At 50.3% G+C, this 12191-nt stretch carries 11 protein-coding genes and 1 tRNA gene; 3 read left to right on the top strand and 9 right to left on the bottom strand.

Annotated elements, in window-relative coordinates; genetic code table 11:
* Window positions 1-121: 121 nt before the first annotated feature.
* Together PJI16_05125 and PJI16_05130 are read right to left on the bottom strand one after the other, a co-directional pair.
* Window positions 122-2764, bottom strand: a complete 2643-nt coding sequence (locus tag PJI16_05125) for an FtsX-like permease family protein (protein MDT3776939.1) — start codon at window positions 2762-2764, stop codon at window positions 122-124.
* Window positions 2761-3519, bottom strand: coding sequence for an ABC transporter ATP-binding protein (locus PJI16_05130; GenBank protein MDT3776940.1), 759 nt, complete (start codon window positions 3517-3519; stop codon window positions 2761-2763). The genes PJI16_05125 and PJI16_05130 overlap by 4 nt, the downstream gene beginning before the upstream one ends.
* A 158-nt stretch (window positions 3520-3677) precedes the next feature.
* Here PJI16_05130 and PJI16_05135 point away from each other — a divergent pair, with 158 nt between their 5' ends.
* Complete coding sequence (locus PJI16_05135; protein ID MDT3776941.1) at window positions 3678-4340, top strand: arylesterase; 663 nt, start codon at window positions 3678-3680, stop codon at window positions 4338-4340.
* A gap of 68 nt (window positions 4341-4408) precedes the next feature.
* Here PJI16_05135 and PJI16_05140 read toward each other — a convergent pair whose 3' ends face one another.
* From PJI16_05140 to PJI16_05150, 3 genes are all read right to left on the bottom strand, one after another.
* Complete coding sequence (locus PJI16_05140; GenBank protein ID MDT3776942.1) at window positions 4409-4576, bottom strand: hypothetical protein; 168 nt, start codon at window positions 4574-4576, stop codon at window positions 4409-4411.
* Between the two features lie 239 nt (window positions 4577-4815).
* Entirely contained in the window at window positions 4816-5061 is a 246-nt protein-coding gene (locus PJI16_05145; protein MDT3776943.1) for a CDGSH iron-sulfur domain-containing protein, read from the bottom strand.
* Window positions 5062-5105: 44 nt separating this feature from the next.
* Entirely contained in the window at window positions 5106-6071 is a 966-nt protein-coding gene (locus PJI16_05150; GenBank protein ID MDT3776944.1) for a ChaN family lipoprotein, read from the bottom strand.
* 133 nt (window positions 6072-6204) lie between these two features.
* On the opposite strand from PJI16_05150, the gene PJI16_05155 reads away from it, so the two are divergent.
* Window positions 6205-7512 (top strand): hypothetical protein, encoded by a 1308-nt coding sequence (locus PJI16_05155; GenBank protein ID MDT3776945.1) that lies wholly within the window; start codon window positions 6205-6207, stop codon window positions 7510-7512.
* 356 nt (window positions 7513-7868) lie between these two features.
* Here the strand turns inward: PJI16_05155 and PJI16_05160 are convergent.
* Window positions 7869-7943 (bottom strand) — tRNA-Gly (locus PJI16_05160).
* A gap of 152 nt (window positions 7944-8095) precedes the next feature.
* Between PJI16_05160 and PJI16_05165 the strand changes: the two genes are divergently transcribed.
* Window positions 8096-9427, top strand: coding sequence for a UDP-glucose/GDP-mannose dehydrogenase family protein (locus tag PJI16_05165; protein ID MDT3776946.1), 1332 nt, complete (start codon window positions 8096-8098; stop codon window positions 9425-9427).
* A gap of 154 nt (window positions 9428-9581) precedes the next feature.
* Here the strand turns inward: PJI16_05165 and PJI16_05170 are convergent, their stop codons facing one another.
* From PJI16_05170 to PJI16_05180, 3 genes are read right to left on the bottom strand one after another with little or no spacing between them, the layout of a single operon-like run.
* Window positions 9582-10250 carry a HEAT repeat domain-containing protein gene (locus tag PJI16_05170; GenBank protein MDT3776947.1) on the bottom strand — a complete coding sequence of 223 codons (669 nt, stop codon included), beginning with the start codon at window positions 10248-10250 and terminating at the stop codon, window positions 9582-9584.
* 52 nt (window positions 10251-10302) lie between these two features.
* Window positions 10303-11073: a HEAT repeat domain-containing protein gene (locus PJI16_05175; GenBank protein MDT3776948.1), complete on the bottom strand. Its 771-nt coding sequence runs from the start codon at window positions 11071-11073 to the stop codon at window positions 10303-10305.
* A gap of 15 nt (window positions 11074-11088) precedes the next feature.
* Entirely contained in the window at window positions 11089-12180 is a 1092-nt protein-coding gene (locus PJI16_05180; GenBank protein MDT3776949.1) for a HEAT repeat domain-containing protein, read from the bottom strand.
* Window positions 12181-12191 lie beyond the last annotated feature (11 nt).

A 12191-nucleotide genomic window follows, 5' to 3' on the forward strand; every position in this document is an offset into this window, starting at 1 on the left:
TCAACAGCATACAGTTTGTATCTAAATGGATAACTCCTGCGAGTGTTCATCGAAGAAAGAGGCCGGCCTCAGTCACGGATGTTGTGTTGGGAGAAGAACCCGGCAATCTGATGGACGGGGTTTATTCTTGACGGAGGACGGATAGAGGAGGGAAGCCCAGCAACCGGTACGTCCCGAGAAAGCCGGTCATGAGGCTTAGCAGAATTGTCAAAAGCAAACCTGTGCTTAGCACGATGAGATCGAAGTTCCAGGTCAGGTCAAAAAAGAGGTACAAGAGAGACCAGGAGAGGAGAGACCCCAATCCAAGTCCAACCAGCCCTGCAAAGGCCCCAATGACACCGAATTCCACTCCGAGCGAAAATACGAGTAGTCTGCGACTTGCTCCCAGGGCTTTCACAATTGCCAATTCATTCAGGCGCCGATACCGGTTGATTGAAATCGCCGCAACCATGACCACGGCTCCGGTGACCAGACATAACAGGGCCAAGGCTTGAATTCCCATGGCCAACTGGTGAAAGATTCGACCAATATTCTGCAGCACATCTCCCACGTTGATGGCTGTCACATTGGGCATAACGGCGACGATGGCTTGCTGTAAGGGGACTTCGAGATTAGTCGGCACTCTGGTTGTGGCGATGTAGGTGAAAGGTGCGCCGTCAAAGGAGCCAGGCTGAAGGATCATGAAAAAATTCATGGAAAAACTGCCCCAATCGACCTGTCGCAGACTGCCTACTTTCGTGACAATTGGCACCCCTTGAATATCCAGGGTCAGGGTTGAGCCCAGGGTCAGTCCCAGGTTTTTTGCGGCGTCTTCCTCCACGGAGACCAACGGGATATCTAAAGGCCTCCCGGGCGCTCCGTCCGAGTCTGATTCCTTGGTGTGATCCCACCATTGTCCCTGAGTGAGGACGTTATCTTTTGGAAGGTCCTGGGATGTGGTCAATGCGTATTCCCTGGTGAAATACCATCCATTTCGTTGGCCTTTATGCTCTTCAGGGTCGATGGGTTGTCCGTTGATGGCTGTGAGGCGAGACCGCACGACTGGAACTAATTTATAGGGTGAATCGGGGAATTTCTGTTGTAGCACATCCACAAATTGGGGATATTGGTCTGGTTGGATGTCTATGAAAAAAAATGAGGGAGCCTGAGAGGGTATCTGGTTTCCTATCAGGTCAAGTAAGGACCGTTGCACAATAGTCAGCGTTGTCATGAGCATGACACCAATCCCTATGGCCAACGTCATGGCTTTGGTAAAGTTTCCAGGCCGTTGAAGATTCTTCACCGCATGAGGCAATAAATACCACTGAGGAATCGGGACATGCCCAAGAATTCTATACAGTGCTCCAGTGCCGACTAATAAGAGGAGAACCGCGATCGCACAAGCACCGGAAAAAAATAAACCGAGGGTCAGTGAGTGGGCCTGCCACATGGCCAGGCCGGTCACGCCCACCATCATACTGATGCTGACCATGACCTGTGCCCGGTCATTCCACCAACGCTTCAGGATGGTCCGCCATCGGGTTAGTATGGATTGGCTATTGGCCATGTCCTGGGAGTGATCCACCGCTTGTCGATAGACCAATGCCGGAGAGACATGACGGATAGCCAGCAACGGCCAAAGTGAGAAGGCAAGAGTGGCTAGGGTGCCAAGAAAGATTCCACGCAGGACGGGTGCGAGAGAGGTATTCAGTGGCATGGTTTCAGGAATAATGCCTTGAAGCAATAGGGGTAAGCCCCGGTGGAGAATGACGCCGACTATGACCCCAATAAGACTGCCGATCCCTCCCAGGATGAGACTTTGTGTGAGGTAGAGACGGATGATTTGTGAAGAATCCGCTCCCAGAGTTTTGAGTGTGGCAATAATCGGAATTTTTTGTGTGAGGAATCCTTGAATCGTGCATGCCACTCCAATCCCACCGACCAATAAGATCGTAAAACCAATCAGCCCAAGATAGAGGTTTAATTGGTCAAGGAACCGGCGGAGTCGTGGTTGGGCATCGCGAAATGAGCTGACCCGAACTCCTTCCTGGCTGAGGCGCCCGCGTAACTCACCCATTAAAGGCTCAAGAGAGGTAGAGTCGGATAGGGACAGGCGATATCGTTCCTGAATCCGGGTTCCGGTTTGGATCAAGGTGGTGGCTTTGAGCGCATCTCGGGAAATCATGACCCTGGGACCCAAACTAAATCCATTGGCAATCCTGTCCGGTTCTTTTTTCAGCACGGCGGTAATGAGGAAGCTCGCTTTGCCAATCTGTAGCTCGCTGCCAACGGTAAGATTGAGCCGGATCAGTAAGGATTCCTGGACAAGTGCACCAAAACACGGCGAGCGACCGCAACCGGATTGAAGGGGATCTAGGAGTTGCTTCATCGGGAGATCCGGCTCCACTACCAATTGACCATAGAGGGGATAGGCCGAATCTATGGCCTTGAGTTCCACCAATTGAGAAGCCGTTTGTGAGTGAGGGTTCTCCACTGTCGCCATTGCGGCGATTTCAGTCACGTGTGAAAGGATCATGTCACGGTCAGCGAGGGAGTCCAGTACGTTACGGCCCTTATCGGAAATTGCCCGCCGCCATGATAGTTCGACGTCACCCCCTAACAGGGCCCGGGTATCTCCCAGAATGACCTGTTCGACATTGACGGCAAACAGATCTACGGCCACAATGGCACCGACACCGAGTGCAATGCAGAGAAATAAAAAGAGGAAACGGGACCAGGCGCTGTGGATTTCCCGCCAGGCGAGTTTGACGGATACTGGGGTCATGCCTCTGAGCCGGATGATAATATAGGGGGTCTCGTCTCGTTCACCATTGCTCCATCCTGCAGAGCCAGGATTCGTTGTGCCCGAGCGGCCAATGACATATCGTGAGTGACGAGGATGAGAGTACTGCCGTGTTGCTGATGAAGTTCCCACAGAAGATCAATGACCATTGCGCCGGTTGAGCTATCCAGGTTGCCGGTGGGTTCGTCGGCCAGCAGGAGGGGAGGCCGGACAATAAAGGCTCGGGCCAAGGCCACTCGTTGCTGCTCGCCACCCGAGAGTTGAACCGGATAATGGTGGAGACGGTGTTCCAGGCCTACGGATTGTAAAAGTGCTTTGGCCCGTACTGTGCCCGTGGATATGCCTTGCAATTCCAATGGGAGAGCCACATTTTCCAGAGCCGTCAATGTGGGAAGGAGATGAAAGGCTTGAAATACATAGCCAATGTGTTTGCGGCGAAAGTGTGCCATTTCGGTCTCGGTTAAGGTCGTGATATCGGTCTGGTTGATGCGGATAGACCCCTGTGTTGGCCTGTCGAGGCCTGCAAGTAACCCCAGAAGTGTTGATTTCCCGCTTCCCGATGGACCGACAATAGCGACGACCTCATTAGTGAGGACCTCAAAGGATATGTTCTGTAAAATCTTGACGGACTGATTGGCTGCCTGAAGCTCCATTTCAAGGTGATTGACAGAAATGAGGACCTGAGATGATGGAGTGAGGGGGTGCAAAGGGGGTACAGACGATGCAGGAACGTTCACGTTGATTACACAAATGGGTCCAAATGGTGAATAATAGAGATGAGAGTTATTACCCGGCTATTATGCATACATGTATCCTATCAGTCCTTGTGCTCCTCTGTCTGGGAATCTGGGGGTGTGACCCTCAGGAAAGTCCGTCTACCGGTATACCAGAGCCCATGAAGCATAGTTCAGACACGGAAATTTCTGGGACTCAATTTCCTCCCGATCGATCCTTATCCAAACCTTCGGTGCGAAAGAACGAATCTCTGCCTAAAATTGTGGCCTTTGGCGATAGCTTAACGGCTGGATTTGGCGTGTCATCAGACGAATCCTATCCGGCTCAGTTGGAAAAACAGTTGCGTGAGGGTGGATTTCATTATGAGGTGGTCAATGCTGGAGTCAGCGGAGAAACCTCAGCGGGGGGAGTGCGACGGGTAGAGTGGATATTAAAAAGTCGGCCGACGGTTGTCATATTGGAATTGGGCGTCAATGATGGACTTCGGGGGCTCTCTTTAGAACAGACCTATCTCAACCTTCACAGCATAATTGACCGGTTGCAGGAGGAAGGAGTAGCGGTCATTTTGGCGGGCATGCGCATTCCGCCAAATTATGGCGAAGCCTATACTGGAGAATTTTTTGGAAAGTATGAACGGCTAGCCCAGAAATTGACGCTTCCACTCATTCCATTTTTCCTGGAAGGTGTGGCGGCCCAACCTGGCTTAAATCAGGCGGATGGAATCCATCCCACGGCGGAAGGCTATACCATTGTAGCTCAGAATGTTTTTCGCACCTTGGAGCCTTTACTCAAAGCTCGGCGGAATCATCAGGCCCAAGAGTAGTCTGCACCCCTCCCCCTTTAATGGGAAGGGGAATCCTCTAAATGGCATGTTAGGTAATGCGGGAGACGTTATGACTTTTTGAAGAAAATGTCATAGACCCCATAGGCCAAAATAAGGGCTATGGTTCCATAGTACAAGCCCGTGATCCCTTCATAGCCTCCGCCTGGCTCATTGGCAAATGCAGGGTTTGCGGCTAATAGGAGAAAAGCACTGAGAAGGGAAGTAATCCGATTCATACGAAAATCCTCACTTTCGGACATTATAAAAAAATCTCACACAATTTATGTTTGGGGATAGCTTCGAAATAAAAATCAACTATCCACAATCGTGGAGGATTGTAGTAAATTTTATTTCATGGATGCAAGCTTCTAACTAGTATAATTTAATTAAAGTATTCATGTTAGTTTATGATACGTAATCATGATCACGAAGGATTCTGAAAAGACGAGCTGGTTTAATGAGTCGAGAGCAGATTTTACGATTCCAGTCTGGAATGAGTACCGTCACAGAATGGGGGCTTTTTGCTGTATTTGCATCCACACCAAGCTACCTTTTGTTTTTCTTTGAGTTCCACCTCGATGGGGGAAATATCAGTTCCCGTGTGGGACCCATCACAAAATGGCTGGGTTTTTGATCGGCCACATCGACACCAATAATAGGTTCCTGCTTCCATGTCCAGAACGTAAGGTGTTCGTTGTGCAATGATAATCGGGTCGCCCATGTGGTTAGACCTCCTTCCTTCGTTAAGAAAATTGGTGTTATTAGTTAGCCGCAGCGGGGTTGAAGGCCTTTAGGGCCCAAAGGGGTAAGCCAGAGGAAATCAGCAATGCCGGCTTGCAACTCCGAACGAACATTCTCTTCTTTGGAGGGATCCCATGCTTCGAGATAAATGGTAATAGATTTGACACCGGGGTGCTTTCGTTTAACTCGCTTGGGGACGGGGGTCTTATACTGAATATGACCGCCGCCCGTGTAGCTCACCAACGGTCCGGCGGTCCGGGATCGCCTGTTGAGGTAATTGGTAATAATCTGTGCCATGCCCTCATCCCGGAAGATGGATGCTTCGAAGATTCGGCGGTACACGTGGTCTGGTAAGCCAGGATGGCAGGCTTCAATTTGTTCAAAAATCAATTGTTCGTACGCGTGATCATCGGTCACGATTTCTTGAATAGGCCATTTTCGCATTTCCGGGTCTTGCAAGGCTTCGGATAGTCCCTTCGTGGCGACTAATCGAACAAGTGGGCGTGGCGGGTTAAGGCCAAAAATTTTGAGTTGATGTGATTTGGCAAAGGTCACTAATGGTTGATAATCGGCAAACTCTCCCCCCCAATTCGTGTTCCACTCTGAATCCTTAACCAATTGTTCTGTCGTATATTCGGATTCTTGGCTATACCGGTCTAGCCCGGATTGTCCATCCCAACTAAACATTTCCATGGCTAGCGCTGGATGGCGGTCATGGGCAAGGAGGGCAGTCAGTATTTTCTGGGCTGCCTCAAGGTGTGAAGGGGTGTAATGTTCTTCGCCGATATAAATCACGTCGGCGGCTAAAAGTTGTGGGAGGACATCGTCGAATGTGGTTGCTTGCTGCCTGTCGACATCGTAGATGTGGTTGACTCCAAAGGTCGGGTTGGCTTGAGATGTCGCACACCCGGCGGTGGCGCTCATCACAATGATGCCCAGAAAGAGGAAGAGAACGTGTTGTTTCGCACGTAGAAAATAATGCGTGACCATGACGAAACAAGGTGTAGCATAGTTCTCCCTTGTGGGCAATATTTTAGGAGCTATGCGGTTGTTTCAGGATATTCGGAGGGGCTAAGGTGGGTGAAGAATTTAGGTTAGCCATCAGTCAAAGGGATACACATCAATGGATGACCAGAGACTCGGATTAACGGCGTTTCGGGAGAGAATCAAAATAAGTCGGGAATCCTCCCCCCATCACTGGGAGGCGAGTAGGAAATTTATGGTTCCTGAAACCCTTCAGGCCAAGCTTCCCGCCCTCATTCAACATATTCAAGAGGCCTCTCTCGATCCAACAATTCAAGAACGATTAATTGCTGCCCTGCAAAAATTCTCACAACCTATCGGGAGTAAGGAGGGAAATCAGATCCTCAAGGACCTCACCGGCTTTCCCCCTTCCAAGGCGGTTCGCGCGCTCATGGTATGGGGAATCTTGAACGTGAATGAAGAAAGGGAAAGTCCGGAAGTGTATTCCGGGATACGATGGGAGGAAATTCTTCGGGATGCGTTTAATCCTTATGACGTGTTACGACAGACGCCAACACCCTCCCTGTTAGATATCGGAGCTGGAGATTTGTCCTTTGAACAGGAATTGGTGGATCACTATGTCCCATACTTACGGACGCAACGTACCCCGCTGACCTTGCATGCCTTTGATCGGTTGATGCCGGGGTCACGGGTGGGCGGCGTCTATCACAAAAACCTTGAGCGTGAACGTTACTTACAGAGGTTCACGTCAGAAGAATTACGATTTAAATTTTGGGGGGGCATGGGTCTGGAGACATTTTCGAAGAGCAAAGGGAAGTTGTTCCGTTACACCGTTAGTACCTGCCATGCTCCGGCAAATCCCACCTTTGCCTATGAACCCAGTCGTTTGGCACCTGAAATTATTCATGCGCATCTTCAATCCAGCCGGGGAAATTATCGGAAAAGCCGATATGAAGGGGAGCCCATATTAGAAGTCTCTCACCGAGGACGGACATTAACCTTCCCCGATTGGAAGTTTGACATTTTGGGCCCTTTGGCATTGTTGAAATTTATGGCTCAACGAAGTCGTGTGGGTATTCTTTCAGCAATCGATGATGGGGTCTTTTGGGAGGTGCTCAGCCAATTGTTAGCGGATGATCGATTCCGTCCAAGAAATGAGATTTTTACGAATTCAGTTCTGCCTGCAATATTTGGAAGCGTGTATGAGGAATTAACCTCAATGACTGTCGGACAGAGAAAAGACCTTTCCGTCTTAGCTGACCTGCGAGATTCTATGCCTTTTGGGGTCGTGAAGAATGAGGGTACTCAGAGGCCTCCCAGGTTTCGTTATGTGGAAATTCGGCGGGGAGCGGTGCTTGGGGGAGTCCCCAGCAGTTTTACCGCGAGGCAGTTTTCCGAGATGAAAGAAGAATCCACCCCATGGTGGGTGATAATGGTGACCGATTGAACGGAAGAAATACTCACTTCCCTGGGTGTGGGAAGCTGGGAAAAATTTCGTTAATGAGACCCGTCAGGGCCCACCTATTCTTTGAAGTAGTATAGGAAAGAATTGAGGTGCCAGCAGGGTAGGAGTAGTTAACAATTTTTATAGAAAGGCACGATCCATGACAGTCGGGCAAATGAAAGATTTTCTCAAAGATTTGAATGAGGACTTAGAGATATTGGTCAAAATTCCAGGGCCGACCAAGGAGGAAGGTCTGTGGGAACCCCTAGACGGAATGAATATAAAAGTTGAGCCTCGGCAGCCCGAGAAATAGGGCGAAGGAGAGAGAAGTTGTAATTCGGAAAGGACACGGTTGAAGTTGGAGCGGGAAAGGGGATTTGAACCCCCGACCCTCGCCTTGGCAAGGCGATGCTCTACCACTGAGCTATTCCCGCTCTGTAGGAAAATTTGAACTGATTCTAGTTGGCACCCTGGAGGCTGTCAAGCAACATCGAATAGGGTATACTAATTCGTTCTTTTTAAAGTGCAATAAGACTTTAGCCGAGTAAAATGGAAATATCATATTGAGATCAAGGAGGATAAATTCATGTATGTCAGCGTGATAGGAACCGGGTACGTTGGATTGGTCACAGGGGCTTGTTTTGCGGAATTTGGCTTGAATGTGTTGTGTATGGACACGGATGCCAGCCGGATTGCGGCTTTGGAAAAGGGCAAGGTGCCCTTCTATGAGCCAGGGCTTTCCGAACTCGTAACCAAAAATCTGACGGCCGGCCGCCTTCGATTCACCACTGATTTACATAAAGCCGTTGATGAAGCCCTTGTTATTTTTATTGCCGTAGGCACTCCATCCCGTGAGGATGGGTCAGCCGATCTGTCCTTTATCGATCAGGTGGCGAAAGATGTGGGAAGTCGGATGACGGGATATAAGGTGGTGGTGACCAAATCCACCGTGCCGGTCGGAACGGCAAAACGCATTCGGTCGATTATTCAGGCGAACCAAACAACGACGTGTAGTTTTGGCGTGGTCTCGAATCCTGAATTCCTTCGCGAAGGATCGGCTATTGAGGATTTTTTGCGGCCCAATCGTGTGGTTATTGGAGCTGACAGTCCAGAATCGGTGGCGATTATGAAAGATTTGTACCGCCCCTTGTATATCCTTGAAACGCCAATTGTGATTACTAATATTCCAACCGCTGAAATGATCAAATATGCTTCAAATGTTTTCTTGGCCACGAAAATCTCCTTTATCAATGAAATGGCCAATCTCTGTGAAGGGGTTGGGGCCGATGTGCAACTGGTGGCCAAAGGGATGGGTTTAGACAAACGAATCGGGTCGAAATTTCTGCATGCGGGTCCAGGGTATGGAGGATCGTGTTTTGGAAAAGATACCGCCGCGTTGATCAATATCGGAAATGAAAATAATTATGAGATGACTATCGCCAAAGCGACCAAACGGGTGAACGACCAGCAGCGAGTCCGGATGATGGAGAAAATTCGAGAAGCGGTCGGGGAGTTGCGGGGGAAAACCATTGCTTTACTCGGGTTAGCCTTTAAACCCAACACCGACGATATTCGGGATTCACCGGCTTTGTACCTCGCAGAGCAGATCATGAAAGCGGGTGGGACCGTGCGGACCTATGATCCGGAGGCGTTGGAGATATCGATGAAGGTGTTGCCCACCATGATCCCCTGTCAGGATGCCTACCACACGATGGAAGGGGCGGATGTCGTGGTGTTGGTTACGGAGTGGAACCAGTTTAGAAGTTTGGATTTTGACCGGGTTCGGGCCGCAGTAACCTCTCCGATTTTTATCGATCTTCGCAATGTTTATGAACCCCAAAGGATGGAAGATCTGGGGTTTCATTATGTTTCGGTGGGACGAAAAACCGTGGGAGCCCCTCCTTCCCAAAAAAGCTAAAAGATCGCAACACACGTTTCGTGCTTGAAGACTAGCTTAGTTGGGAAGCCTGTTTCGAGAAAAGCCAGGATTCGGGCACAAGACGTTTTCGGTTGCCTTTCGGGGCTTGTAGAGCAAGTGATGGGATGGCTTTGGGTGTATCCTGCCGATTGCGCTATTTTCGTTTATAGCCCATGCGGTCTAACACCTTCATGATGCGTTTTTGAAGTTTTTCATCAGCCTCGCCTAATGCCAGAGCTAAAGGCTCGACTGCGGGCTTTCCAATCTTTCGAAGAATTTCGGTTGCCGATTGCCGAAGATCGTCTTCTTCGGACACCAAAAAGGGAATGACATCGGGAACACAGGGCGCGCCTATTTTGATCAAGGCCTCATAGGCACGCTGTCTGACATCACCCACCTCATCGCTGAGCATTTCTACTAACGGTTTCACGGCTGCTTCCACCCGGAGTTCACCAAGCACTTCAATGGCATGCTTGCGATTGAGCCAGTGAGAATCGGTAAGATCTTGCAGTGCAGCATCGGCTCGTTGAATATTGGGGTCCTTGGAGCGGATGCGAAAACTTTTGACGATTCGTTTGCCGTCTTCTTCAACGACGCGAAGAGTCGCCCCGTCACCGATTTTGATCTTTTGTAAGTCTTCGACCGCCTCTTCACTGACATCCATTAGGACGGTCTTCCCATCGTACGCCAAGAGTTCGACCTCGATTTGTCTTTCATCAAGATTGATCGCAGTGACGTTTTCAGTCACAAGATTAAACCCGTCTTTTTTCGTGCCACTTTTGGGGCCGATTGAAATGAGTTTTGCGGGTGCTTCATTTGCCATGATTGTTCAGTGTCCTTATTTGTAGTTAAAAAAACGAAAAGAGCTTTTGTTGTTATGATCGGGAAGAACCGGGTGTCCATCCCAAGCTTGCCAGGGCACCTTCGGCGGTGTCCCGAACCATTTCATTTTCATCTTCGAGTAAAGGGACCAGGGGATCGATGGCTCGACTATCCTTAAAACGAGCTAGGGATTCGGCTGCATTGCGGCGAACCAACCAGTCCTCATCAGCCAGAGCATGAATTAAAGGATCCAAACTGCGGGGATCGCCAATTTTCCCCAACGCCTCGGCCGCGTGTCGGCGCACAATCCAATTCGAGGCCTGTAACCCTTCCACCAGGGCATCAGTCGCGCGCGAATCCCCCAATTTCTTTAAGACTCTTGCGGCATCCTCACGGAGGGTCGCGTCCATCAAGGCATCAACTAAGGCGGGAACCGCATCAGGATGCCCAATCCGTTCTAACGCCCAAATGGCAGCAGTGCGCACACCTCCATCCTTGTCGTGCCGGAGGGCCTGGACCAATGGTTCCACCGATTTAATCGCACGGAGTTTCCCGAGAGCGGTAGCTGCCTGTTCCCGAACAGACCATTCCTCATCATCTTTCAACGCCTCAATCAGGGGATCAACGGCAGATTCCCCAATTTGAACCAAGGCGCTTGTGGCTGCTTCACGAACCACACAATCGTCTTCCAAGAACATATTGATCAGCTTTGGAATCGCTTCAGAGCCAGCTTCTCCGAGCCGAGAGGCGGCATGATTCCGAAGGGCTTCATTGTCATCACGAAGCGCTGACAATAAGGGATCTACGTGGTTACCTTCCGTCATGGGTCAACACTCCTTTTATTCCTTTTCGGCCCAGGCTTCTTCATCCATACTCATTTGTGCAGTGGCAGCCTCGAGTTTGTCAAGGATGACCCCTGAATTATAGGAAATCAGGCCATCCCGGTCCGTTTTTAATCTGGCAAATAATTCCATATGGGGTCGTAGGACTTCGATTTCTTTCACTTTCTCCAGGGCTTCGACCGCGAGTATACGAAGGGGGCGAATGGGAATGGATTCAATGAATAACTCAACCGGCCGGGGATCGCCGATGAGTCCAAGGGATTTAAGAGCATGCTCTTTTACACCCGTATCGCTGTCCGACCGGAGCCTGACCATGAGTGGTTCCACCGCCCGAATATCGCCAATTTTGCCAAGGGTATCAGCGGCAGCTTCCCGAACGATCCAATCATCGTCCTCCAGGTATTCAATGAGAATTTCAACGATTGGGCGGCCAATACGATGCAGTTGAATGACCGCTTCCTGCCGCACGCCTTCTTTTAACTCGGATTCGTCCACCGCTCGCAGATCATCCATTGTTTGATCGACACGGTCTCGAATCGCACCTAATTTGCGCAAGGTATCGGTGGCCACGTCACGAAGATCGGGGTCGGACATGGCATCAACAAATGCATTTGCCGATCGAGGATCAAGGAGGTGTGCGAGAATCTCTGCGGCCCGGAGGCGGATGGCTGGGTCGGGATCCTTGAGCCGTTCCGACAGAGGACCGATAGAGGTGGGAATCACACCGAGGAGTTCCGTGACTTTTTCCTGGAGAGTTTCGTCGCGTAAATGTTCTAAGAGTGCAGCCGCGGTGGCTTCATCCAAAATGCCAGCCATATGTTCCAAGGCATCCACGGCAGACTGTCTCACCTGTTCATCTTCATCCTTCAGGACATGAGCGAGGGCCTGGCCGGCTCGGGGATCTCGTAGGCGGGCCAACATTTTTGCGGCTTCCACCTTGTAGTGGGTAGAACCGGTCGCCATGGCTTGAATAATGGCTTCGACGGCCTTGGGTCCCCCCTTCATGCAGGTGGAGGTGGCCCGCATTCGGCGCCAATCTTCCTCGTGATCCAGTTCAGAGATGATGGTTTCGAAAGTTTCTTTCGGCATCGTCAGGTCTT

This window comes from Nitrospira sp. MA-1, from assembly GCA_032139905.1.
Lineage (GTDB): Bacteria > Nitrospirota > Nitrospiria > Nitrospirales > UBA8639 > Nitrospira_E.

Coding starts and splice junctions, on each gene's coding strand:
- PJI16_05125 (MDT3776939.1), bottom strand. CDS start 2,764: ATGACCCCAGTATCCGTCAAACTCGCCTGGCGGGAAATCCACAGCGCC.
- PJI16_05135 (MDT3776941.1), top strand. CDS start 3,678: ATGAAGCATAGTTCAGACACGGAAATTTCTGGGACTCAATTTCCTCCC.
- PJI16_05140 (MDT3776942.1), bottom strand. CDS start 4,576: ATGAATCGGATTACTTCCCTTCTCAGTGCTTTTCTCCTATTAGCCGCA.
- PJI16_05145 (MDT3776943.1), bottom strand. CDS start 5,061: ATGGGCGACCCGATTATCATTGCACAACGAACACCTTACGTTCTGGAC.
- PJI16_05150 (MDT3776944.1), bottom strand. CDS start 6,071: ATGGTCACGCATTATTTTCTACGTGCGAAACAACACGTTCTCTTCCTC.
- PJI16_05155 (MDT3776945.1), top strand. CDS start 6,205: ATGGATGACCAGAGACTCGGATTAACGGCGTTTCGGGAGAGAATCAAA.
- PJI16_05165 (MDT3776946.1), top strand. CDS start 8,096: ATGTATGTCAGCGTGATAGGAACCGGGTACGTTGGATTGGTCACAGGG.
- PJI16_05170 (MDT3776947.1), bottom strand. CDS start 10,250: ATGGCAAATGAAGCACCCGCAAAACTCATTTCAATCGGCCCCAAAAGT.
- PJI16_05175 (MDT3776948.1), bottom strand. CDS start 11,073: ATGACGGAAGGTAACCACGTAGATCCCTTATTGTCAGCGCTTCGTGAT.
- PJI16_05180 (MDT3776949.1), bottom strand. CDS start 12,180: ATGCCGAAAGAAACTTTCGAAACCATCATCTCTGAACTGGATCACGAG.